Annotated in this window: 21 protein-coding genes and 1 pseudogene; 14 read left to right on the top strand and 8 right to left on the bottom strand. The window is 55.9% G+C overall.

Going from position 1 to position 22289, the window contains the following annotated elements:
- Positions 1–122: 122 nt before the first annotated feature.
- Entirely contained in the window at positions 123–1373 is a 1251-nt protein-coding gene (ilvA, locus tag AC27VJ_RS11540) for a threonine ammonia-lyase (RefSeq protein WP_488684137.1), read from the top strand.
- 68 nt (positions 1374–1441) lie between these two features.
- Positions 1442–1753: an HlyU family transcriptional regulator gene (locus tag AC27VJ_RS11535; protein WP_488684136.1), complete on the top strand. Its 312-nt coding sequence runs from the start codon at positions 1442–1444 to the stop codon at positions 1751–1753.
- A gap of 68 nt (positions 1754–1821) precedes the next feature.
- On the opposite strand, the gene AC27VJ_RS11530 is transcribed toward AC27VJ_RS11535, so the two are convergent.
- Entirely contained in the window at positions 1822–2436 is a 615-nt protein-coding gene (locus AC27VJ_RS11530) for an FMN-dependent NADH-azoreductase (RefSeq protein ID WP_488684135.1), read from the bottom strand.
- A gap of 135 nt (positions 2437–2571) precedes the next feature.
- Between AC27VJ_RS11530 and AC27VJ_RS11525 the strand changes: the two genes are divergently transcribed.
- Positions 2572–3540: a LysR family transcriptional regulator gene (locus AC27VJ_RS11525; protein ID WP_488684134.1), complete on the top strand. Its 969-nt coding sequence runs from the start codon at positions 2572–2574 to the stop codon at positions 3538–3540.
- Positions 3541–3712: 172 nt separating this feature from the next.
- Positions 3713–5548, top strand: a complete 1836-nt coding sequence (ilvD, locus tag AC27VJ_RS11520; protein WP_488684133.1) for a dihydroxy-acid dehydratase — start codon at positions 3713–3715, stop codon at positions 5546–5548.
- 146 nt (positions 5549–5694) lie between these two features.
- Here the strand turns inward: ilvD and AC27VJ_RS11515 are convergent, their stop codons facing one another.
- The gene (locus AC27VJ_RS11515) at positions 5695–6606 is read right to left on the bottom strand and encodes a hypothetical protein (RefSeq protein ID WP_488684132.1); all 912 of its coding nucleotides are present in this window, start codon (positions 6604–6606) and stop codon (positions 5695–5697) included.
- 212 nt (positions 6607–6818) lie between these two features.
- Positions 6819–6927, bottom strand: a pseudogene (locus tag AC27VJ_RS11510) (integrase core domain-containing protein); the annotation flags it as partial.
- 478 nt (positions 6928–7405) lie between these two features.
- Between AC27VJ_RS11510 and AC27VJ_RS11505 the strand changes: the two are divergent.
- A complete protein-coding gene (locus AC27VJ_RS11505) occupies positions 7406–8158 on the top strand; it encodes a glycosyltransferase family 2 protein (protein WP_488684131.1) in 753 nt (250 codons plus the stop codon).
- A 97-nt stretch (positions 8159–8255) separates the two neighbouring features.
- On the opposite strand, the gene AC27VJ_RS11500 is transcribed toward AC27VJ_RS11505, so the two are convergent.
- The gene (locus tag AC27VJ_RS11500) at positions 8256–8768 is read right to left on the bottom strand and encodes a GNAT family N-acetyltransferase (protein ID WP_488684130.1); all 513 of its coding nucleotides are present in this window, start codon (positions 8766–8768) and stop codon (positions 8256–8258) included.
- 111 nt (positions 8769–8879) lie between these two features.
- Here AC27VJ_RS11500 and AC27VJ_RS11495 point away from each other — a divergent pair, with 111 nt between their 5' ends.
- Both AC27VJ_RS11495 and AC27VJ_RS11490 read left to right on the top strand, forming a co-directional pair.
- Positions 8880–9557, top strand: coding sequence for an SDR family oxidoreductase (locus tag AC27VJ_RS11495; protein ID WP_488684129.1), 678 nt, complete (start codon positions 8880–8882; stop codon positions 9555–9557).
- 147 nt (positions 9558–9704) lie between these two features.
- A complete protein-coding gene (locus AC27VJ_RS11490; RefSeq protein WP_488684128.1) occupies positions 9705–10697 on the top strand; it encodes a serine hydrolase domain-containing protein in 993 nt (330 codons plus the stop codon).
- On the opposite strand, the gene AC27VJ_RS11485 is transcribed toward AC27VJ_RS11490, so the two are convergent.
- Positions 10694–11047 (bottom strand): lysozyme inhibitor LprI family protein, encoded by a 354-nt coding sequence (locus tag AC27VJ_RS11485; protein ID WP_113087758.1) that lies wholly within the window; start codon positions 11045–11047, stop codon positions 10694–10696. The two genes, AC27VJ_RS11490 and AC27VJ_RS11485, sit on opposite strands and share 4 nt — an antisense overlap.
- 166 nt (positions 11048–11213) lie before the next feature.
- On the opposite strand from AC27VJ_RS11485, the gene AC27VJ_RS11480 reads away from it, so the two are divergent.
- Entirely contained in the window at positions 11214–12620 is a 1407-nt protein-coding gene (locus AC27VJ_RS11480) for a DegQ family serine endoprotease (protein WP_488684126.1), read from the top strand.
- Positions 12617–13933, top strand: coding sequence for a replication-associated recombination protein A (locus AC27VJ_RS11475; RefSeq protein WP_353579250.1), 1317 nt, complete (start codon positions 12617–12619; stop codon positions 13931–13933). The genes AC27VJ_RS11480 and AC27VJ_RS11475 overlap by 4 nt, the downstream gene beginning before the upstream one ends.
- Positions 13934–13946: 13 nt before the next feature.
- Here the strand turns inward: AC27VJ_RS11475 and AC27VJ_RS11470 are convergent, their stop codons facing one another.
- On the bottom strand, positions 13947–14258 hold the full coding sequence (locus AC27VJ_RS11470) for a DUF1883 domain-containing protein (RefSeq protein ID WP_113087755.1): 312 nt from the start codon (positions 14256–14258) through the stop codon (positions 13947–13949).
- 243 nt (positions 14259–14501) lie between these two features.
- On the opposite strand from AC27VJ_RS11470, the gene AC27VJ_RS11465 reads away from it, so the two are divergent.
- From AC27VJ_RS11465 to AC27VJ_RS11450, 4 genes are all read left to right on the top strand, one after another.
- On the top strand, positions 14502–15425 hold the full coding sequence (locus AC27VJ_RS11465) for a hypothetical protein (RefSeq protein ID WP_488684125.1): 924 nt from the start codon (positions 14502–14504) through the stop codon (positions 15423–15425).
- 181 nt (positions 15426–15606) lie between these two features.
- Positions 15607–16788 carry an extensin-like domain-containing protein gene (locus AC27VJ_RS11460; protein WP_488684124.1) on the top strand — a complete coding sequence of 394 codons (1182 nt, stop codon included), beginning with the start codon at positions 15607–15609 and terminating at the stop codon, positions 16786–16788.
- Between the two features lie 124 nt (positions 16789–16912).
- Positions 16913–17839 carry an ABC transporter ATP-binding protein gene (locus tag AC27VJ_RS11455; protein WP_488684339.1) on the top strand — a complete coding sequence of 309 codons (927 nt, stop codon included), beginning with the start codon at positions 16913–16915 and terminating at the stop codon, positions 17837–17839.
- Entirely contained in the window at positions 17836–18597 is a 762-nt protein-coding gene (locus AC27VJ_RS11450; RefSeq protein ID WP_113087753.1) for an ABC transporter permease, read from the top strand. Before AC27VJ_RS11455 ends, AC27VJ_RS11450 begins: the two co-directional genes overlap by 4 nt.
- Positions 18598–18770: 173 nt before the next feature.
- Here the strand turns inward: AC27VJ_RS11450 and tyrS are convergent, their stop codons facing one another.
- Positions 18771–20024, bottom strand: a complete 1254-nt coding sequence (gene tyrS / locus AC27VJ_RS11445; protein ID WP_488684123.1) for a tyrosine--tRNA ligase — start codon at positions 20022–20024, stop codon at positions 18771–18773.
- A 148-nt stretch (positions 20025–20172) separates the two neighbouring features.
- On the opposite strand from tyrS, the gene AC27VJ_RS11440 reads away from it, so the two are divergent.
- The gene (locus AC27VJ_RS11440) at positions 20173–21294 is read left to right on the top strand and encodes an anhydro-N-acetylmuramic acid kinase (RefSeq protein WP_488684122.1); all 1122 of its coding nucleotides are present in this window, start codon (positions 20173–20175) and stop codon (positions 21292–21294) included.
- Between the two features lie 245 nt (positions 21295–21539).
- Here the strand turns inward: AC27VJ_RS11440 and AC27VJ_RS11435 are convergent, their stop codons facing one another.
- Complete coding sequence (locus tag AC27VJ_RS11435; RefSeq protein ID WP_062449413.1) at positions 21540–22217, bottom strand: alpha/beta hydrolase; 678 nt, start codon at positions 22215–22217, stop codon at positions 21540–21542.
- Positions 22218–22289: the final 72 nt, after the last annotated feature.

Genomic DNA, 22289 nt, shown 5'->3' with positions numbered 1-22289 from the left:
GATTAGTCTTATCCAACCTGGAAAGACTCCAGGGCGTACCGAAGTTGCGCAAAGAGTCTTTGTGTCAGGCCTTTTCCTATGGCATAGCGGGTGCCATCGTGAAATTCAATGGATTGAAAATCGTGGATAAATTGCTTGTAGAAGCCGCACGGCGGGAAGTTCGGGAACTGTTTCCCGAAACGCCGTTGCAGTTGAATGAACATCTTAGCCGTCGCTACGGAGCCGAGATTTGGCTGAAGCGTGAAGACCTCACGCCTGTTCGTTCCTACAAGATTAGAGGCGCGTTCAACTTTTTGCGCAAGGCCGTGGCCCAATCGGGCAAGGGTAAGGTTTTCGTGTGCGCATCTGCGGGTAATCACGCGCAGGGCTTTGCCTTCGCATGCCGCCATTTTGGCGTTCATGGCGTGGTGTTCATGCCGGTGACGACGCCACAGCAGAAGATCGACAAGACGCGCATTTTTGGTGGCGAGTTCATCAAGATCAGGCTGGTGGGCGATATCTTCGATCAATGCTATGCGGCCGCCCGCAAACATGTGGAAGAGACCGACGGCTATATGGTCTCGCCATTCGATCACAAGGACATTATCGAAGGGCAGGCGACTGTCGCGGCTGAAATCGTCGATCAATTGCCCGACCACAATGCGCCCGATCTGGTCATCATGCCGGTTGGCGGTGGCGGGCTTTCGGCTGGCCTGACAGGGTTTCTTGCCGGAAAAGTTGCCAACGAGAATTTCATTTTCTGCGAGCCTGTCGGTGCACCAAGCCTCAAGAAAAGCCTTGAGGCAGGCAAGCCGGTCACGCTGACCAATGTCGATAATTTTGTAGATGGTGCTGCCGTCGCGCGCATTGGCGATCTGAATTTTGAAGCGCTGCAGCATTTCCCGCCAGAACAGGTCGAGCTGATTGCAGAAAACGCCATCTGCGTAACGATCATCGAAATGCTCAATCTTGAAGGCGTGGTGCTGGAACCTGCGGGTGCGCTTTCGATTGCCGCACTGGAAAAGCTTGGCCGCGAGAGGCTGGAAGGCAAGCGTGTCATCTGCGTCGTCTCTGGCGGCAATTTTGATTTCGAGCGTCTGCCTGATGTCAAGGAACGCGCCATGCGCTACACGGGCGTGAAGAAATACTTCATTCTGCGCCTGCCGCAGCGCCCGGGTGCCTTGCGTGATTTCCTTGATCTGCTGGGACCCGATGACGACGTCGCGCGTTTTGAATATCTGAAGAAATCCGCCCGCAATTTCGGTTCGATCCTGATTGGCATCGAAACCAATGATCGGGAGAATTTCACGGGCTTGTTCCAGCGTATCGAGGCGGCGGGTCTTGGTTATGAGGATATCACCGAAAATGAAATCCTCGCAAACCTGATCATCTGACTTGCACGATTACCGGTCAGGGCGGCGTTTGCATCGCCCTGCGAAAAGACAAATGGAAGGGTAACACCATGGCTTCGTTCTTCTCGAAACTCTTTTCCGCCTTTGGCTCGGCGCCTTCGGATGACGCGCCGAAGAAGGCCGAAACGTCAGAAGCGCATCCTTACAAGGATTGCCAGATTTATGCGACACCGCTGAAGGAAGGCGGACAATATCGTCTTGCGGGTCGCATTGAAAAGAAGGTGGGCGAAGAAACGCTGACGCATGAATTCGTGCGCGCCGATGTCTTCACCAGTCTGGATGATGCCGTGGAATGCACCGTGCGCAAGGCGCAGCTGATTATCGACCAGAATGGTCCGTCGCTGTTTTCCGACAAAAAATAACGGCCGCGAGAGGCTCGCAGCCGTTACCAAAAGGATTGAAAGCGGCGTCGCAAAACGCCGCTTTTTTGTTAGGCAGCCTTGGCCAGCTCTTCAACCTTGGCGGTTGCAGAAGCGATTGCCTTTTCGGCAGCTTCTGGACCGAATGCGAGACCTTCTACATAGATAACTTCAACGTCCTTCATGCCCATGAAGCCGAGGACGGTCTTGAGGTATGGCACAGCGTGGTTGAGCGGAGCAGCCGGACCTTCGGAATAAACGCCGCCGGAAGCGATCACGACGTAAACCTTTTTGCCGGTGACAAGGCCAACAGGGCCATTTTCCGTATAGGTGAAAGTCTGACCTGCGCGAGCAACGTTATCGATCCAGGACTTCAAGCCGGAATAGATGTTGAAGTTGATCATGCCCGTGCCGATAACGATCGTGTCGGCTTCCAGCAGTTCAGCCACACGCTTGTCGGAATAGTCTGCAGCGGCTGCTTCGTCTGGCGTGCGCTGATCGGGAGCCTTGCGGATGGCCGATGTGGTAACCGTGTCGAGGTGATTGATCGGGCTCTGGCCCAGATCAAGATGCGTGATCGTGCCATTCGACTGTGCCTGAAGCTTCGCAGCCAGCTCGCCTGCGAACTTGTTCGACAGCGATTCGTCAGCGCGTGGGCTGGAGGTAACGAGGAGAATCTTCGACATTTGAAATATCCTTGTTTCAATTTGAAGGTCAGACAGGGCAGGGAAAACCCAATCGTTGCACCTTATATCGGTGAATGTTCTCATCGAGAAAACTGTGATAATATGGAAGTAACCTATCGATGAATTGGATGGACCATGGAAGCGAACCCCACTCTGGACCAGTTGCAGGTGTTTTTGGCCGTTGCCGAAACCGGTAGCTTTTCCGCCGCCTCCCGCGCGCTGAACCGGGCGCAATCGGTGGTGAGCTACACCATTGCTAACCTGGAATCGCAGCTGGAAGTGACGCTGTTCGAAAGAAATGGCGTTAGGCAGCCGAAGCTGACCGAAGAGGGCGCTGCCATGCTGGAGCATGCGCGCCGCATCGTGGCCGGTCTTCAGGAATTACGCGCCCGCGCTAAGGGTTTGAAGCAGGGGCTGGAGGCGGAGGTTTCGCTTGCCATTAGCACCATGGTGCCTGCGGAAGCCATGGTAGAGGTGCTACGCGATTTTCGCGTGCAGTTTCCAACCGTCACGCTCAATCTCAATGTCGGTGAACTCGGCATGGTCATGGAAATGGTACAGAGCCGCAAGGCTGGAATCGGCATTGGCGGCGCCATGTTCCATCAGGATGACGGGCTGGTTATCGACAAGGTTGGGCATTCCTTCATGGTGCCGGTTGCGGCGTCCGATCATCCGCTGGTGCGGCTCAATCGACCGCTGACGCTGTCCGATGTGCGCGAAGAGGTGCAACTGGTCGTGACAGATGCGTCGGGCCTGACCAAGGGCAAAGATTTCAACGTCCTGTCCTATAAGAAATGGCGCGTGAGCGACATTGCCACCAAGTATCAGCTCATCAAGGGCGGACTCGGCTGGGGCGGGCTTCCGGCATCCGTGGTGCGCAATGATATCATCAATGGCGTGCTGAAAGCGCTGGATATGGACGCTTACGAAGGCGGCGAATATCCGCTTTATGCGTTGCGCAAGGCCGACACGCCTTGCGGCCCGGCCGCGAAATGGCTGGTGGACGAATTTCAGCAGCGACTGTCTCAATGTCCGAACCACAAGAATTTCCTCTCGGATTTTGGACCGGACCAGAACGACACCATGCGGGATGCCGCAGAGTAGAAAGCTACGTCCAAGGCAGAGTTATGCGTACCGTACCGAACCGTACTGTTTCGCCGCAAGGTGACAGTGACAGGCCCTCGGCTTTGGAGTAGAACCCTTGCAAAAGCGAAGGGCAGGGCAGATGGCTCTGCGGGAGAAAGCCTTCGCGGCAGACAAATCGAGGAATAAGCACATGCCAGTTTATCGCTCCAGAACGACAACCCATGGCCGCAACATGGCCGGTGCCCGTGGCCTTTGGCGCGCGACCGGCATGAAGGACGGCGATTTCGGCAAGCCGATCATTGCTGTGGTCAACTCGTTCACGCAGTTCGTGCCGGGCCACGTTCACCTGAAAGACCTTGGCCAGCTTGTTGCGCGTGAAATCGAAGCGGCTGGCGGTGTTGCCAAGGAATTCAACACGATTGCCGTGGATGACGGTATCGCCATGGGTCATGATGGCATGCTTTATTCGCTGCCTTCGCGCGAAATCATCGCCGATTCCGTCGAATACATGGTCAACGCGCATTGCGCCGACGCCATGGTCTGCATTTCCAACTGCGACAAGATCACGCCCGGCATGCTGAATGCCGCCATGCGCCTGAACATTCCCGTCGTCTTCGTGTCCGGTGGACCGATGGAAGCGGGCAAGGCCGTGCTGCATGGCAAGACCGTAGCCCTCGACCTCGTCGATGCCATGGTCGCTGCTGCCGACGACAAGATGACCGACGAAGAAGTCGATACCATCGAGCGTGCGGCATGTCCGACTTGCGGCTCATGCTCCGGCATGTTCACCGCCAATTCCATGAACTGTTTGACGGAAGCGCTGGGTCTGGCTCTGCCCGGCAACGGCTCGACGCTGGCCACTCACTCGGATCGCAAGCGTCTGTTCGTTGAGGCCGGTCATCTGATCGTTGATCTGGCCCGCCGCCATTATGAGCAGGATGATTATACAGTTCTGCCGCGCTCCATCGCGACCAAGGCCGCATTCGAGAACGCGATTGCGCTGGATATCGCCATGGGCGGCTCCACCAACACCGTGCTGCATATTCTGGCCGCGGCCCATGAAGGCGGCGTCGATTTCACCATGGAGGACATCGACCGCATGTCGCGCCGCGTGCCGTGCCTGTCCAAGGTCGCGCCCGCCAAGCAGGACGTGCACATGGAAGACGTGCACCGCGCAGGCGGTATTATGCGCATTCTGGGCGAGCTGGAACGTGGCGGTCTCCTCAACACGGATTGCTACACCGTTCACGAAGCGACCCTTGGCGATGCCATCAACCGCTGGGATATCACCCGCACCAACAGCGAAAACGTGCGCCAGTTCTTCAAGGCAGCACCGGGCGGCGTGCCGACACAGGTTGCCTTCAGCCAGTCCTCGCGCTGGGATGAACTCGACACCGACAGCGAAAACGGCGTTATCCGTTCGGTCGAAAAGCCATTCTCGAAGGATGGCGGTCTGGCCGTTCTTTACGGCAACATTGCGCTGGATGGCTGCATCGTGAAGACAGCAGGCGTGGATGAATCCATCCTGAAATTCAACGGCACGGCTGTGGTTTATGAAAGCCAGGACGCCGCCGTGAAGGGCATTCTGTCCAACGAAGTCAAGGCTGGCGACGTCGTCGTTATCCGTTACGAAGGCCCTAAGGGCGGTCCGGGGATGCAGGAAATGCTCTACCCGACTAGCTACCTGAAATCCAAGGGCCTGGGCAAAGCCTGTGCGCTCATCACCGATGGTCGCTTCTCCGGCGGCACGTCTGGCCTCTCCATCGGCCACGCCTCACCCGAAGCGGCCCAAGGCGGCGCCATCGGATTGGTACGTCAGGGCGATCCGATTGAGATCGACATCCCCAACCGCACGATCAACCTCAAGGTTCCAGATGCGGAACTTTCAGCACGCCGCGCCGAGCAGGACCAGCTTGGCTGGAAGCCAGCGGAACACCGCAAACGCAACGTGACGACGGCGTTGAAGGCTTACGCCGCGTTTGCATCGAGTGCGGATAAGGGTGCTGTCAGGATTTTGCCGGAGTAAGACAATCACACTCGACGTCTTCCTCGGCAGCCCCGGAGATTAGACGTAAGTCTATAAAAAAACCGCCCAAAACACTGCGGGCGGTTTTTTGCTTTTGTAATCTTCGCTCCCTGAAAGCAAAGTTAAGGCATCATCCGATGGTCGCCTCAGCGGTCCACATGAAATAATAGACCCACTTGTGGATACTTTATCGCAAGAAGCGGATCACTAATGACGCTTCTAAACGGCAGCCAAACTGGTTTTACCCCCAACTTCGCTTCGATCGTATCGATCATTTTTAAAGATAGTGTTTCGGCATAATCATCAAAACCCAAATGGTTGTAACTCTTTATCTCAACGCCAGTTAAAGCTGCTCTGTACAGATTAAACACCAAGTTATCAAAAGTGTACCAGTTTAGGTTGAGCAAAAATGATTCGAAGTTCCCATGGACCTTAGCCATATAATCAAAAAATGGAACTAGATCAGAAATAGGATAGAAAGGTGGACTTGAAAACCAAGTATATACTTCGGGTATATTTTCCGTCTTCAATTTTTCTTGGTCTTCCATCGCTAACATAGCGAGTGAAGCGTAGTTGGCTTGTCTGTAATTATCATTTTCAGGCCCCAACTTCGTTCCAAGGATGACCTTAGAATTATATCTCGCTGCCGTATGTTCGAAAATATCTGAAAAACTCGCCGTACGAGTAAAAATCACATCGACGTCGATGATTATAGCCTCGTCAATTTGATTACGCGCTGCCCAGTGGAGCGCAACGAATTTTTTGAGATTGACTATCGCGCCATTGCGATTCTCACGCATTGCTTGCGCAACTTCTTCGCTGTCCAGTGTAAGGGCGCAGTATTCGTCCAGATCAATCAGCTCGACCCACTTCGCACGAACCACGCCTGAAAGGTTGGCTGAAATAAACTTGAGTTCATTTACATTAGAACATGCAAAAACAATTCTTGGCTTGTCTTCACCAGACGCGAAGGTATCAGAGGCGAGGTAGCTATTTATAAGAGTTACTAGCCAAAATATTTTCTGCATATGGACTGGAATAATGATTGCTCTACGCACGTCGTCTCCGCTTCACTTGATGTGGTTAGCGGATATTTATCTGAAGGCTTTTAAATTGGCGAGTGGGAATATACCCTTGAGTGCACCTGTGCCCTAAGCAACGGAGCCTCTGAATCATAAGACAAAAAATCCGAGAGCTTTCATTTCTTGTTAAACTTATCTTGAATGAGTTTCATTGGTGTGGAGTGCCCCCATTTCGCCGGACAGATTAGCTATTGAGACAATGCTTTGATGAACTCCCTCGGGGAGGACATTTTCAGCGCTGAGTGTGGATGCAACCTCGTTGTAGTCTTCGATCCATCCATCGATTTTCCTGAGAGCAGCCAAATATCACGGGCGGCTATATAACACTCCGGATACGGTCGAAAACGTCATCACTCCAACACCGCGTAGCTTTGACATGCGTGATGCGTCGAATATGGCATCGTACCAATATCATCGCCAGAGCCGTAACTTTTTTAACGTCAAGTGGGGCGCCGATTGTGGGCCAGAGTTTTGGGCAGTGGATTTCCTCTAGGCTGAGATCAAATTGAACGGTCCAATTTTCTATCCCTACTTTGGAAACGCAACGGAATAAGTGTTGTATTTTTGTGGAGAAAACCGCCGAAGAGAGGCGGATTAAAGAATTAAATGTATAATATATGCTTTAAATTGGATTTTTTTACTTTCACTGTGCGCTTCTTCTATTATTCAAGCGTAAGCCCCATGCAAGTTAAGCTGATTAGAAGCCATATAAATCAGCTTCAGGAGAAAAATTTTGATAATAAAGCATTATATAGTAACTTATAAAAATAACGATATGCTTGAGAAGGCGATCGATAGTATATTTACAACGAGTACTGCGCATCAGCGAAAAGTATTTGTCATAGCAAACCACTCTAAAGACAGGTATGATGGCCCTCATCCTGTCGTCGTTTTGAAGAATGATGCTCGTCCTGATTTTTCCACTGGACATCTATCCCGAAACTGGAATCAGGGTCTGATTGCGGGTTTTGTTAATCTCAACAATCCAGAAGCAGACATCGTCATCCTAAGTCAGAACGACTGCCTGTTCGCACCCAATTATCTCGACCCACTTCTGAAAAATCATGAAAAATTTGATTTCGTCACCTACGGTGTTGGCGATAACTGCATGAGTTATAATGCTAGAGCAGTAAAGCAGGTCGGCCTCTGGGATGAGCGGTTCTGCAATATTGGTTTTCAGGAAGCCGATTACTTTCTTCGCGCCGCGAAATATCTGGGCGCACGAGCGTCGATCAATGACGGCTCCATTCACGGACGCGAGCACAATGCGATTAATAATGTTGGAGATGTCATAGGTTTCAGTCCTAGCGGTTTCGAAAGAAGAGACGAATCGCATATTCAGTCATTGCAATTCCACAAGCAAAGCCGCGGATTTTTTGCAGCGAAGTGGGGCTTTGATAGACTTCCACAAAAATGGGGACCAGACTATCTCAATGTGAAAGTTCGAATAAACAGCGCCATTTTCTATCCGTATTTCGAGAACGCGGTCGAGACATTGGAAGAACAGGCATATCTTGTGTTTCTTTGAACCGTAGCTTCTTGCGCTGCTGATATTTGGAAGGCTGCCGTTTGGGCAGCCTTTTCAGTAAGGAAGAACAGGGGTTGTCTCGCTTGACCCGCACAAATTAACGAAAATCCTCCCGCCGAAGTTTGTATGAGATGAGAGGGATTATCCTCGATCTCTGAAGGCAGAAACCGCGGTTGCAATGGGTTTTTTTGAACCCCAGCTTCTCCATTAGGCGGCAGGATGCCCGGTTGTCGCTGATGGGATTGGCGTGAAGTGCGGTCACCTTTCGCTGCTTAAAGGCATGCACGATGACGAGCCGTGCTGCTTCCTCGGCGTAACCTTTTCTCCAAGCGCTTCGACCCAGCCACAAGCCGAATTCTCCGGCAAGGCCGATCAGCCCGATCAGTTGGCCATTATCGATGGCCCAGACGGGTGAGTTCCTTTTTCGTAGTCGCAGGATCATCCGGCGAGCATCGTGAGATGTGAAAGGGTATGACTTTTTAAGTAGATTGCGCAGGACCAGCGGATCGTTTGTGATGCGGGCCAGCGCCGGTGCGTCCATTATGTTGAATGGCCGCAGCGTGAGGCGGTGCGAGATTAATCTGGGCACTGGTCTGTCTGCTGATCTCATGGATCGCAGAATGTTCTATGGGGCCATTTCTGCCAATTGCGAATTTTTGTACCGGAACTGGTTTTCATCAGGCACGTTGGCTGAAGGGTGCAAAATGAGGATCGGAAATCCATGAAACGCGCAATTGTCACCGGTGGGGCTGGTTTGATCGGGACAGGCATAATCGAGACTCTTCTCGAAGATGGCTGGACCGTTGCATCCTTCGATATCAAGGAAAGCAAGACGAAGGCGCAGAATATTCATTGCAATGTCGGTGATGAGGCGTCGGTTGCGGAGGCGTTCAAGCAGCTTGGCTGGACCGGGCTGGAGCTTCTCGTCAACAATGCCGGAATTGCCGGGCCGAACAATGGGCCGATCCATGAATTATCGCTGGCTGATTGGCGTAAGGTGACGGATAGCCATCTGACCGGGGCGTTTTTGATGACGCGCTCTGCGGTGCCGCTGATGGGTGAGGGTGCCAGTATCGTCAACATGGTTTCTACTCGTGCTTTCATGTCGGAGCCGGAAACAGAGGCCTATGCGGCTTCCAAGGGCGGGCTGGTTGCGCTCACGCATGCGCTGGCTGTCAGTCTCGGGCCGAAAATCCGCGTCAATGCGATCGCACCGGGTTGGATAACTGATGATACCGACCTGCGGGAAAAAGATCAGACGCAGCACCCGGTCGGTCGCGTTGGTCGCCCGAAAGACATTGCGGATGCAGTGATCTATCTCGCCAGTGCAGGCTTTATGACCGGGCAGGTGCTTGTGCTGGATGGCGGCATGACGAAGAAGATGATTTATGAGGAGTGAGCACCTCACAAAATGATTCAACGCATTGCCAAACTGATTCAGCAGATTGGTGGAAGTCCTTGTTTGAGTGGGTCTTGTCACCGTTGGGTGAAGTCACAAAGCGGTGAGGGGTCTACTGCCTTTCCCGAAAGGCACTACGTAGTCATTATGAAACGCCGCACCGCACTTGCCCTCATCGCCACGCTTCCCTTTGCCTCCAGCCTTCGCGCGCAAACGCGGGGCGGGGTGCCTGAACTTCTCGAAGATGCCGATGTTCTCGATAGCTTGAAGACGGTTATCGTCAGTGTCGATGGCAGGGAGGTTGCCAGCCGTGCCTATCATGGCGCGTCGTTGAATGGCTCGACCAACATCAAGTCTGCCTCCAAATCCATCGTCTCGGCGCTTGTGGGCATTGCGATTGACCGCAAGATATTGGAGGGCGTTGATCAGCCGATATCTTCCGTGTTGCGGGCCGATTTCCCCGCCAAGCCCGATCCGCGGCTAGAGCGCGTCACCATCGGCAACCTTCTGTCCATGCAATCAGGGCTGGAGCGCATGACAGGCCCGAATTACGGCCGCTGGGTTTCCAGCCGCAATTGGGTGCGCACGGCGCTGGGGTCCGGTTTTGCCGGAGAGCCGGGTGGCGGGATGCTGTATTCCACCGGGTCTACGCATCTCCTGTCTGCCATTCTCACCAAGGCGTCGGGCAAATCGACGCTGGCCTTGGCGCGGGACTGGTTTTGCCCGCTGGATGGTTTTTCTATCGGCTCGTGGGAACGTGATCCGCAGGGTATCTATCTCGGTGGAAACCAGATGGCGATGACTGCGCGGTCGTTGCTGGCTTTCGGTGAACTGTACCGGCGTGGTGGTGTGACAGCTGATGGAAAGCGGCTGATCTCACAAGAGTGGATTGATCAGTCCTGGGTGCAACGCACCAACTCCGTCTTTAATGGTGACGGTTACGGCTATTGCTGGTTCAGCAAGGAAATGGCGGGGGAGATGGTCTATTATGCCTGGGGCTATGGCGGCCAGATGCTCTATATTGTCCCGTCGAAAAAGCTGTCGGTTGTAATGACGTCGCGGGAAGATGCGCCATCCGCCCACACCGGTTATCGAGACCAGTTGCACGGGCTGATGGGCAGTATCATCGCGACCGTTTAGAGCGGGCGGTTGATGTTCTGGAAGGCTTCGCCGAGCTTCTTCATGCGCTCGTCATAGGATTTCGTCAGGCATTCCGTGTCGGCTGCACAGGCCTCGCGGGTCTTCAGCCATTCGCTCTGTTCGGTGCGCAGCGTATCGCGCGCGCCCATCGCCATTAGCTGCGTGAGAATGTCGAAAGTGGTTGCCATGCGCACGTCCTGATCGTTCAGCGCGCGGTTTTCGCAGATGGTTTTTTCGTCTGCTTTCAAATCCGTCTTGGTGCAATCGAAGCTGGCGGCACCGACGGGTGAGCCATGAGAGTATGATGCGATAACAATCAAAGCAGCGAGGATATGTTTCTTCAAATGCATGTGGATCTCTTTTCCAGAACCGGACTTTATATGCCGTCTAAAGTCTTGATGACCACAACTTGTTCCATTGCTGTGTTTGATGCACAGTCTGTCATTATCTTGCCGCCCTTTGATTTATACGCTGAGGCGTTATAACTCCATCATATTGATGAGGATGAGGAATCACATGCCAAGCATGTTGAAGTATCTGACCACCGGCCTTCTGGCGACGATGCTGGTCATGCCTGTACCCGTGCGGGCGCAGGACAATAAGACCGTGCCTGCAAGCACGGCGGAAATGCAGCTTTCTTTTGCGCCGCTGGTGAAGCGCACGGCTGGTGCGGTCGTGAATGTCTATGCAGAGCGCATGGTGCAGAAACGGGGCTCGCCCTTTGCCGGTGACCCGTTCTTCGAGCAGTTCTTCGGGCAGCAACTACCCAACCGCACGGAAAAGCAGTCCTCGCTCGGTTCCGGTGTCATCGTTACAGGCAGCGGTCTCGTGGTGACGAACAATCACGTCATCGATGGTGCCGACGATATCAAGGTGGCTCTGGCCGATGGCCGCGAGTTTTCATCCAAGGTGCTCCTGAAGGATGACCGTATTGATCTCGCCGTGTTGCAGATCGATGCCAAGGAAGAATTCCCCGTTCTGTCGCTTGGTGATTCGGATAAGACAGAGGTCGGCGATCTTGTGTTGGCCATCGGCAACCCCTTCGGTGTGGGGCAGACGGTGACGAGCGGTATCGTCTCGGCGCTGGCGCGTAACCAGGTCACGCAGGGCGATTTCGGCTTCTTCATCCAGACTGATGCCTCCATCAACCCCGGCAACTCCGGCGGCGCATTGATGAACATGGCGGGTGAGCTGATCGGCATCAATACGGCCATCTTCTCGCGTGGCGGTGGCTCCAACGGCATCGGCTTTGCCATTCCGGCCAATCTGGTGCGCGTGTTCCTCGCTGCTGCCGAAAAGGGCGATACCAGCTTCCAGCGGCCTTATGTCGGCGCAACCTTTGATCCTGTGACCTCGGAAGTCGCCGAGGCGCTTGGCCTTAAGCGTGCCCGCGGCGCGCTGGTCGTCAGCGTCGTGAAGGATGGACCGGCTGAAAAGGCCGGCATCGAGCCGGGGCAGGTGGTGACGGCGGTCAATGGCATCGAAGTCGAGCACCCCGACGCCCTGGGCTATCGCCTAACGACAGCAGGCATCGGCAAATCGGCCAAGATCACCCTGATCGACAAGGGCAAGGAAAAAACGGTCACAATCGCGCTCGATACCGCGCCGGAAACGGCTCCGCGTGATGAACGCCTGCTGGAAGGTCGCAATCCTTTCGCTGGAGCGACAGTTGCCAATCTGTCGCCCAAGCTTGCGGATGAGCTGCGCATGCCGACCACCACGACGGGTGTTGTCATCATGGATGTGAAGCGCAATTCGCCAGCCGCCCGCGTCGGCTTCCAGCCTAAGGACATCATCGTGTCGCTGAACGGCGCTGACATGACGTCCACGGCCAATGTCGAGAAGGCACTGGAGGACAATCCCGGCTTCTGGCGTCTGGAAATCATTCGCGACGGTCAGCGCATCCGGCAATTCCTGCGATGAGCGGCGATCTCTTCGCCCCACAGATACCAACGGAGGTCGCCAACCGGCGGCCTTTGGCAGACCGGCTGCGTCCAACCACGCTTGCCGAGGTGACCGGACAGTCGCATCTGACGGGCGAAGAGGGCGTGTTACGCCGCATGATCGAAAGCGGCTCTTTGGGCTCCATGATTTTCTGGGGCCCGCCCGGCACGGGCAAGACCACCGTTGCCCGGCTGCTGTCGGGCGAGGCTGGGTTGGCCTTCGAGCAAATCTCGGCCATCTTCTCCGGCGTCGCCGATCTCAAGAAAGTCTTCGAGGGCGCCCGCACCCGCCGCATGAACGGACGGCAGACTTTGCTGTTCGTAGACGAAATACACCGCTTCAACCGAGCCCAGCAGGATAGTTTCCTACCAGTCATGGAAGACGGCACCATCATCCTCGTTGGTGCGACGACCGAAAATCCATCCTTCGAACTCAACGCCGCTCTGCTGTCGCGCGCACGGGTGCTGACGTTCAAGTCCCATGACGAAGACAGCCTTGCCGAGCTTCTGAAACGCGCCGAAAGCGTCGAGGAAAAGCCGCTGCCGCTGACCGACGATGCACGCGCCTCGCTGATCCGCATGGCGGATGGTGACGGTCGCGCGGTGCTGACGCTGGCGGAAGAGGTCTGGCGCGCTGTCCGCAAGGACGAGATTTTCGATACGGAAGGCTTGACGCATATCGTCCAGCGCCGCGCGCCAGTCTACGACAAGGCGCAGGACGGGCACTACAATCTCATCTCCGCGCTGCATAAGTCTGTGCGCGGCTCCGATCCGGATGCCGCGCTCTATTATCTGGCGCGCATGATGGATGCGGGCGAAGACCCGCTCTATCTCGGGCGGCGTCTGGTGCGCATGGCGGTGGAAGATATCGGCCTTGCCGACCCGCAGGCGCTGGTCATCTGCAATGCGGCCAAGGATGCCTACGACTATCTGGGATCGCCCGAAGGGGAGCTGGCGCTGGCGCAGGCCTGCGTTTATCTGGCGACGGCACCCAAATCCAATGCCGTCTATACCGCATTCAAAGCGGCGATGCGGGCGGCCAAGGAAAACGGCTCCCTGCTGCCGCCCAAGCATATTCTCAACGCCCCGACCAAGCTGATGAAGAGCGAAGCTTACGGCGATGGTTATCGTTACGATCACGATGAGCCGGATGCCTTTTCAGGTCAGGATTATTTCCCGGAGAAGATGGGTCGCACGACGTTTTACGATCCGCCGGATCGTGGCTTCGAGCGGGATATCCGAAAGCGGCTCGATTGGTGGGCGAAGCTTCGGCGCGAACGAAACGCGAAATAGCCTGTGAGCCTGCTCAGGATGCTTTGCGGGCAAGCATGGCCGTATGGGGCGGCAGCATTTTGACGGATGATTCCGCCAGTGCCGCATGCCCTTCACAATCCACCACCAGATGCCAGTGCGATGTCTCGGGGATCGTCACGCGAATAGGGGATTTCTTGGCTACACCACCCAGATACTTGAAATCCAGCATTTCGGTAAAGCGCTGGTAATTGCCCGAATTCATCAGCCGCACATTGTTGATGGCATTCAACGATACCTCGATGATCGCGCCAGCGCGCAACTCCTTCAGATCATAATGGGTAAAGTGGAAGCTCGGCTTGGCCATGGGTCGCCCCTTCATTCGTAGCTCTGTCCCATAACGTTACGGCCCTATGATTAACGCTTCCTTTCGCGGCGTTCGAAGCAAGTCTGCATTCTCATGTTTTGCGCGAGTATTCTGTGAGCTACCGTTCACTGGCTTTATGGGTCTGGCTAGATTTCATCTCATGGCTTTAATTTCGCCCTATTTTCACTCGCATTAGTTTTGTCTTTCTTTGTTTGATTGCGTTTCTGAATAAGGAGACAGGGAATGGCATCACCGCTATCGGAACTGACCGGTTCCAAAGCCATGGCTCAAGACGACCAGTTCAAACTGTTTCCGCTGAAGAGTGGCCCGCATTTTTCCGGTGCCGGCAAGTCCAGCGGTGCGAGCGGCATTATCTTTACCGGTTACACAGGGGAGGCCAGTTTCGACTCTGATCCCTATTCCTGCTGCGGCAGCTATACGCTTCGCAACTCGGTGCATGCGGCAATCGCGGGTATGACCTCGGATGGCTGCACGGTCTTTGCCCTCAAAAGCGTCATCGACCAGCGTCCCTGCCTGGCTGTCGGCGGCTTTGATCGCAGCGGCAAGCCATTCGAACTCAGCAATGCACAGTTTGATCGCGTCACAGCACCGTTGTTCAATTTTGCCAGCAATGTCTCCCCGATTTTGGGAACGGAGCCAGCCCTCGGCGTGCAGATGCGCAACGGCAATTCGACCTATGGCTTCCAGTACAATGCCCGTAGCGAACGCTATATCTTCAACTACAACAACCGCATTGCGAATGGATATCACTCCAGCGGTGACCCAGATTTTGAAATGAAGAGCAATGTTTCCGTCGAGCATGATGGAAGCCGATTCACCCGGTTCAGCGCTGGGTCAACCGTGCGGGATCTGGACAGATCGCTCTCAGCAAGCGTCTTTCAGGAGCAGACGCAACGCGGTTTCGATGCGACCGTTCGCAATGGCGATCTCTACGGTTCGATTGGCAAGACCTACATGGACAACGCGCAGACCCGCAGGCTGGGTCTGGGTTACGGCCCAACTTCCTTCCACCGCGAAGATACGACCGGCGGCAAGGTCACCGAAAGGCTGGAACATAAAATGGAAGAGGTGACACTCGAAGTGTCCCGCACGCGGGACCGTGGCAGACCCACCGAATACGTCATCACCTTCAAATTCCAGCTGTGATGTAGCGACCCATTCTTCATGCGCTTACAAGCCGGGCAACGTCGATGTTGTCCGGCTTTTGCGCACCCAAGCCTTTGCCACTGACTTTCTCGGCTGCGGCGCAAAGACTTCGTTTACCAAATTTGTTTAGAATTTCCTTCAATTGCCGCGCGTTGCGGCCGCTGAAGGTACAGGTTCTGGTATGGCGTATGTTTCCCTTCCGCGTCGTTTTGTGACGTTGTTGATGATGTCCACGGTGATCGTGTCGTGTTCTGCGGAGAGCCTTGTTCCTCCCGCAGAAGTCGACGGCGCGACACGCGTCAGCTCCATCCGCTCCTCTCAGCAGCAGAATTACAGCGTTCCTGCGGGGGCAGGGGTTCAGAACCAGCCCGCCAGCGATTACGCACGACTCGCCCAGCCCATGCCGCAGCATACGCCGTCTCGCGATCCTTTGTTGCAGGCGGCTCCCGGCCAGCAATATTCCACGCTGGATGCGCAGCAGGCGCGTTTGGGTGGCGCAACTCCGCAGATGTCCAGCGAAATGGCCGAAGGCGAGGGCGGCGTCAATATGGATGACGGGCTGGGCGTTTCCGGCCCCGTGCGTGGCCTTGCCGAAGAGCAGGATATGGATATCGCCAGCCCATCCAGCCAGCCGATGGGCAGCAGGATGCAGGCGGCACCCGCACAGCGTCAACAGCCTGTCAATCAATCCCGCCTGGTCCCGCCACCCGGTGAAGGCCAGCGCCAGCGTCAGCCGGTGCAGGAAGTGGCCATGCTGATGCCTGACAACCCGATGCAGGAAAACCGCATGTCTTCCCCGCCGGGCATGATGCCGCAATCGGAAGTCTCCTGCCGCTCGGAGCTGCGCAGGCTCGGCGTTTCGTTTCGCGATGTCGCGCGCATAGCCGATGGCCCGACCTGCGGCATCGACTATCCCCTCGAACTCTCAGGCCTTGCCAGCGGCGTCGCCATCCGGCCTGCCGTCAAACTCAACTGCCAGGTCACGCTTGCCTTTGCCAAATGGGTGAAGTTCGAACTCGTGCCGTCTTCGCGCTTCCGCTATCTCTCTGGCGTTGAGCGGATCACGCCGATGGGCGGTTATTCCTGCCGCAAGATGAATTCGCGTTCCAGCAATCCATGGTCGGAACATGCGCGCGGTAACGCCATCGATATCGGCACGATCACGCTGAAGAACGGCAAGGAAATCGATGTGCGCAAGAAGAGCTTCTTCGCCTTCCGTGAAAAGGGTCTTTTGAAAGCCGTGCGCAGCGACAGCTGCAAATATTTCTCCACGGTACTTGGGCCGGGAAGCGATCCAAACCATTGGAACCACTTCCATTTCGATCTGCGCACCCGCAAATCCGGCTATCGCCATTGTAGCTGAGATTGGTCTACTCAAAACCATCCAGCATATGGAATGATCTTCTTACGGGGATGGCTTTTAAGCAATCTTGAACCTATATCCTTCTCAGCAGGATTGTGTTGAAAGATTTCTTATGAACTCCCCCATAACTCCAATCGTCTCCATCCAGAACCTGACCAAGTCCTACGCGAACGGCTTTCAGGCTCTCAAGGGTATTACACTCGACATTTATCAAGGCGAAATCCTCGCGCTTCTCGGGCCCAACGGCGCGGGCAAGACGACGCTGATTTCCATCATTTGCGGACTGGTCAATCCCGGCGAGGGCAGGGTGCTGGTCGGCGGGCATGATGTGGTCAGCGAATTTCGCAAGACCCGCGAGTTGATCGGCCTTGTACCGCAGGAACTGACGACCGATCAGTTCGAGACCGTCTGGAACACGGTGTCCTTCTCCCGCGGGCTGCATGGCCAGAAGAAGAACCCGGAGCTGGTCGAGCGCATTTTGAAATCGCTGTCGCTCTTCAGCAAGAAGGACAACATGCTGCGCGAGCTCTCCGGCGGCATGAAGCGGCGTGTGCTGATTGCCAAGGCACTGGCGCACGAGCCGAAAATCCTGTTTCTGGATGAGCCGACGGCGGGCGTCGATGTCGCCCTGCGTCGTGATATGTGGCAGGTGGTGGAAGAGCTTCGCGCCACTGGCGTCACCATCATTTTGACCACCCATTATATCGAAGAGGCCGAAGAGATTGCCGACCGCGTTGGCGTCATTAATGGTGGTGAGCTTCTATTGGTGGAAGACAAGACGGCCCTGATGCAGAAGCTTGGTCGCAAGCAGCTTTCGCTGGAATTGACCGAGCCGGTGAAGGCTTTGCCGGACAGTCTCTCACAGTTCCAGCTGTCGCTCTCAGAAGACGGCAACTGCCTGACCTACGAATATGAAGGCAATGGCGAGCAGAGCCGGATCGCCGACGTGCTGGCAGCGCTGTCTGCTGCTGGCATTCACTTCAAGGATATTTCAACGCGGCAAAGTTCTCTCGAAGACATTTTCGTGGCGCTGGTGGGAGGTCAAAAATGAACTTCGAGGCAATCAAATCCATCTACCTGTTCGAAATGGCCCGCACGCGCCGCACACTTCTGCAAAGCGTCGTGTCACCGGTCATCTCCACCTCGCTTTACTTCATCGTGTTCGGCACGGCCATCGGCTCGCGCATTCAGCAGGTGGAGGGTGTTTCTTATGGCGCCTTCATCACGCCAGGCCTCATCATGCTGACCTTGCTGACGCAATGTATCAGCAATGGCTCATTTGGAATTTATTTCCCGAAATTCACCGGTACGATCTACGAAATTCTATCCGCCCCTGTGGCGATGAGCGAGATCGTTATCGGCTATGTAGGGGCTGCTGCGACGAAAGGGTTGATGATCGGCACGATCATCCTCATCACAGCCTCCTTCTTCGTCGATATATCGATTGCCCACCCCTTCATGATGATCCTGTTCTTCGTGCTGACGGCCATCAGTTTTAGCCTGTTCGGCTTCATCATCGGCATATGGGCTTCGAATTTCGAGCAGCTCAACCTCATTCCCATGCTGGTCGTTCCACCGCTGACCTTCCTCGGTGGCAGCTTTTATTCCATCAACATGCTGCCGCCATTCTGGCAGACGGTCAGCCACTTCAATCCGGTGCTTTATCTCATCAGCGGCTTCCGCTGGAGTTTCTATGAGATTTCGGATGTTAACCCGATCCTCAGCCTTGCGATGATCACGCTGTTCCTGGCCGTGTGCCTTGGCGTGGTGGGCTGGATGTTCAAGACCGGCTATAAGTTGAGAAACTGACCGAGAGCGGTTTACACGCACTCAACGTCATCCTCGGGCTTGTCCCGAGGATCTGATCACGTTTGATCTTGGGGTTCGTTAGATGCTCGGGACGAGCCCGAGCATGACGGATGAGAGGTTGTCTCCTCCAAGGAAATGCAGGGAGAAGCGGGCGCTATCTCCCTGCCTTATTTTCAAAGAGGCCGTACGAGAATGTGCTTCTTTTTGCCCAGCGATAGCTTGATCACGCCATCTGCCGTGACTTCACCAGCGCCAATGACCTGACGCTCATCGGACATGCTCTGGTCGTTGATCTTCACTGCACCGCCCTGAACGTGACGACGGGCTTCACCGTTGGAGGCAGCAAGACCGGCGCGGACGATGAGCGATAGCAGACCGACGCCCGCCTCAAGCTCACCCTTCGGCACTTCGATGGAGGGCAGGTTATCGGCCAGCGCACCTTCTTCGAAGGTCTTGCGGGCGGTTTCTGCGGCCTCTTCGGCAGCGGCACGACCGTGCAGCATGGCGGTAATTTCGGTCGCGAGGATTTTCTTGACCTCGTTGATTTCAGATCCACCCAGAGCCGAAAGACGTGCAATCTCGTCCATCGGCAGCGTCGTGTAGAGCTTCAGGAAGCGGGACACATCAGCGTCTTCCGTGTTGCGCCAGTACTGCCAGAAATCATAGGCAGACAGCATATCCGGGTTCAGCCACACGGCACCGTTGACGGATTTGCCCATCTTAGCACCCGACGAGGTCGTCAGAAGCGGCGAGGTCAGCGCGTAGAGCTGCGGCGTACCCATGCGGTGGCCGAGATCGATGCCATTGATGATGTTGCCCCACTGGTCGGAACCGCCCATTTGCAGCCGGCAGCCCGTGCGCTTGTTCAGCTCCACGAAGTCGTAGGCCTGCAGGATCATGTAGTTGAATTCGAGGAAGGACAGCGACTGCTCGCGCTCCAGTCGCGTCTTGACGCTTTCGAAGGACAGCATGCGGTTAACCGAGAAGTGACGGCCTACATCGCGCAGGAATTCTAGGTAGTTGATATCGCGCAGCCAGTCGCCATTGTTGATCATCAGCGCAGGCGCAGTTGCGGCGTCGTAATTCAGGTAGTTCGAGAAGACGCGCTTGATCGAGGCAATGTTGCTTTCGATCGTATCGACCGTCATCAGCTGCCGGGCTTCGTCCTTGAACGAGGGATCACCGACCATACCGGTGCCGCCGCCCATCAAAGAGATCGGCTGGTGGCCGGTTTTCTGCATCCAGTGCAGCATCATGATCTGGATCAGACCGCCAGCGTGAAGGCTGGGCGCGGTCGGATCGAAGCCAATATACGCAGTCACGGTTTCCTTGGCGAAGAGTTCATCGAGACCTGCCTCATCGGAGATCTGGTGAATGAAGCCGCGCTCATCGAGCGTGCGGAGGAAATCGGACTTGAACCTGGACATAACCTTTTTCTTTCTGGTTGGGTCTTCTGCTCACTGAAATGCCAGTGAATGCCGCGCCTTTAGCATCATTTTTTGAAAAGTGCACCCGTTTGCGCCATGAATATCGGCAATCGGTAACGAGATGATTCCATCTGGCAGGAGAACGGATATGGGCGAGGTCAAAACCGCGATAGGGCTGATGAGCGGAACGTCCATGGATGGCATCGATATTGCGCTTCTGCGCACGGATGGAGAAAGCGTCGTGCACCACGGCCCGAGCGGCTATTTTCCCTATGATCAGCAACTGCGCGCCACATGGCAAAAGGCGCTGGTCACAGCCAAGTCCATCCGCCAGCGTGATGAGCGCCCCGATGATCTTGGTGAGGCCGAGCGGAAGCTGACGCTGGCACATGCGGCTGCGGTCAAATCATTCCTGCATCGGAACGGATTGAGGGCGCAGGCCATCGACGTCGTCGGCTTTCACGGCCAGACCGTGCTTCATCGCCCGGATGACGCCCTGACGGTGCAGATCGGCGACGGACCTCTGCTGGCCGAGGAGACCCGCATCGATGTGGTCTATGATATGCGCGCCAATGACATGGTGCATGGCGGGCAGGGCGCGCCACTGATCCCGGTCTACCACGCGGCACTCGCCGCCAATCTGCCCGCGCAATTCGAAACGCCTGCGGTTTTCGTCAATATCGGCGGCATTTCCAACCTCACCTTTGTCGGGGAGGGTGGCACGCTGGCGGCTTTCGATAGCGGCCCGGGCAACATGCTGATCGACCAATGGATTGAGGCACATACCGGCAAAGCCTATGACAAGGGCGGCGCCACTGCGGCTCGCGGCAAGGTCGTTCCGTCACTGGTATTACGCTACATGGAAAGCCCGTTCTTCTCTGCAAACATCCGCCGCTCTCTGGACCGCTCCGATTTCCTGCCGCCTGCCAAGGGCGAGGTTTCGCTGGAGGATGGCGCGCGAACGCTGGCGCATCTCACCGGTGCGGCCATTCTCAAGTCTGCGAGCTATCTCCCGGAGGGTGCCAGAACCTATGTCGTTTGCGGTGGTGGGCGGCTGAACCCGGTGATTATGGCTGAGTTTTCCGAGCAGGCAGCGAAGCTGGGGGCGAAGGTCATCGCAGCAGAAGACGCTGGTTTCGATGGTGGGGCGATGGAGGCGGAGGCCTGGGCGTATTTGGCTGTGCGGTCGCTCAGAGGTCTGCCGCTGACCTATCCCGGCACGACGGGGGTGCGGGAGCCGGTGACGGGTGGGGTGCTGGCGAGGGTGTGAATTGCGGTCATGTTGTGTGACAGCGGGTGTCGCTTACCCCCCTCTGCCCTGCCGGGCATCTCCCCCTCAGGTGGGGAGATTGGCTGGGGGCACGCTCACCGTTCAAGTACCAACGTAAGCGCCAACCTCTTCCAAAGCGGTCGAGATGGGCAAGAGGTTGCCACGAGTCGATCTCCCCACCTGAGGGGGAGATGCCCGGCAGGGCAGAGGGGGGTAAGCCGCACCCGCCGCCATTAGATGCCGCGTTAACGAATACGCTTTGCCGCAGGCTCCGGCACCAGCTCGCCATTCAGGCGGCGGTCCAGATAATCCTCGCATTCGCCCATTAGCGTATCCACCTGTCCGTTGAAGAAGTGGTTTGCGCCGGGGACGGTGCGGTGGGTGATGAGGATGCCCTTCTGGGTCTTCAGCTTTTCCACCAGACCGTTGACGTCCTTCTCAGGCGCGACCTTGTCCGCGTCACCATTGATGATGAGGCCGGAGGACGGGCAGGGGGCGAGGAAGGAGAAGTCGTAGGTGTTGGGCTGTGGTGCAATCGACATGAAGCCTTCGATTTCCGGGCGGCGCATCAGAAGCTGCATGCCGATCCAGGCGCCGAAGGAATAACCTGCGACCCAACAGCTCTTCGAATCCGGGTGCAGGCTCTGCACCCAGTCCAGCGCAGATGCCGCGTCCGAGAGTTCGCCAGCGCCGTGATCGAACTCGCCCTGGCTGCGACCGATGGAGCGGAAGTTGAAGCGCAATGTGGTGAAGCCACGCTTCTGGAAGAGATAGAAAAGCTGGTAGACGATCTGGTTGTTCATCGTGCCACCGAACTGCGGGTGCGGATGCAGGATGATGGCAATCGGCGCGCTTTTTTCCTTGGACGGCTGGTAACGGCCTTCGAGGCGACCCGCGGGGCCGTTGAAAATGACTTCGGGCATATGTACTCCGGTCGTGTTTTTCTGTTTCTGACCCTTTTCCATGCGCAAGAAGACTTGACGCGGAAGGTCAGC

It is taken from the genome of Agrobacterium sp. 20P9.1.2 (genome assembly GCF_057799395.1).
This window is presented reverse-complemented; position numbering and strand designations above follow the sequence as displayed.

What these genes read in the sequence shown, in the direction of transcription:
- tyrS (WP_488684123.1), bottom strand. Translation starts at nt 20,024, where the DNA reads ATGTCCAGGTTCAAGTCCGATTTCCTCCGCACGCTCGATGAGCGCGGC.
- AC27VJ_RS11440 (WP_488684122.1), top strand. Translation starts at nt 20,173, where the DNA reads ATGGGCGAGGTCAAAACCGCGATAGGGCTGATGAGCGGAACGTCCATG.
- AC27VJ_RS11495 (WP_488684129.1), top strand. Translation starts at nt 8,880, where the DNA reads ATGAAACGCGCAATTGTCACCGGTGGGGCTGGTTTGATCGGGACAGGC.
- AC27VJ_RS11500 (WP_488684130.1), bottom strand. Translation starts at nt 8,768, where the DNA reads ATGAGATCAGCAGACAGACCAGTGCCCAGATTAATCTCGCACCGCCTC.
- AC27VJ_RS11535 (WP_488684136.1), top strand. Translation starts at nt 1,442, where the DNA reads ATGGCTTCGTTCTTCTCGAAACTCTTTTCCGCCTTTGGCTCGGCGCCT.
- AC27VJ_RS11485 (WP_113087758.1), bottom strand. Translation starts at nt 11,047, where the DNA reads ATGCATTTGAAGAAACATATCCTCGCTGCTTTGATTGTTATCGCATCA.
- AC27VJ_RS11475 (WP_353579250.1), top strand. Translation starts at nt 12,617, where the DNA reads ATGAGCGGCGATCTCTTCGCCCCACAGATACCAACGGAGGTCGCCAAC.
- AC27VJ_RS11470 (WP_113087755.1), bottom strand. Translation starts at nt 14,258, where the DNA reads ATGGCCAAGCCGAGCTTCCACTTTACCCATTATGATCTGAAGGAGTTG.
- AC27VJ_RS11530 (WP_488684135.1), bottom strand. Translation starts at nt 2,436, where the DNA reads ATGTCGAAGATTCTCCTCGTTACCTCCAGCCCACGCGCTGACGAATCG.
- AC27VJ_RS11450 (WP_113087753.1), top strand. Translation starts at nt 17,836, where the DNA reads ATGAACTTCGAGGCAATCAAATCCATCTACCTGTTCGAAATGGCCCGC.
- AC27VJ_RS11480 (WP_488684126.1), top strand. Translation starts at nt 11,214, where the DNA reads ATGCCAAGCATGTTGAAGTATCTGACCACCGGCCTTCTGGCGACGATG.
- AC27VJ_RS11435 (WP_062449413.1), bottom strand. Translation starts at nt 22,217, where the DNA reads ATGCCCGAAGTCATTTTCAACGGCCCCGCGGGTCGCCTCGAAGGCCGT.
- AC27VJ_RS11460 (WP_488684124.1), top strand. Translation starts at nt 15,607, where the DNA reads ATGGCGTATGTTTCCCTTCCGCGTCGTTTTGTGACGTTGTTGATGATG.
- AC27VJ_RS11505 (WP_488684131.1), top strand. Translation starts at nt 7,406, where the DNA reads ATGCTTGAGAAGGCGATCGATAGTATATTTACAACGAGTACTGCGCAT.
- AC27VJ_RS11525 (WP_488684134.1), top strand. Translation starts at nt 2,572, where the DNA reads ATGGAAGCGAACCCCACTCTGGACCAGTTGCAGGTGTTTTTGGCCGTT.
- AC27VJ_RS11465 (WP_488684125.1), top strand. Translation starts at nt 14,502, where the DNA reads ATGGCATCACCGCTATCGGAACTGACCGGTTCCAAAGCCATGGCTCAA.
- AC27VJ_RS11490 (WP_488684128.1), top strand. Translation starts at nt 9,705, where the DNA reads ATGAAACGCCGCACCGCACTTGCCCTCATCGCCACGCTTCCCTTTGCC.
- ilvD (WP_488684133.1), top strand. Translation starts at nt 3,713, where the DNA reads ATGCCAGTTTATCGCTCCAGAACGACAACCCATGGCCGCAACATGGCC.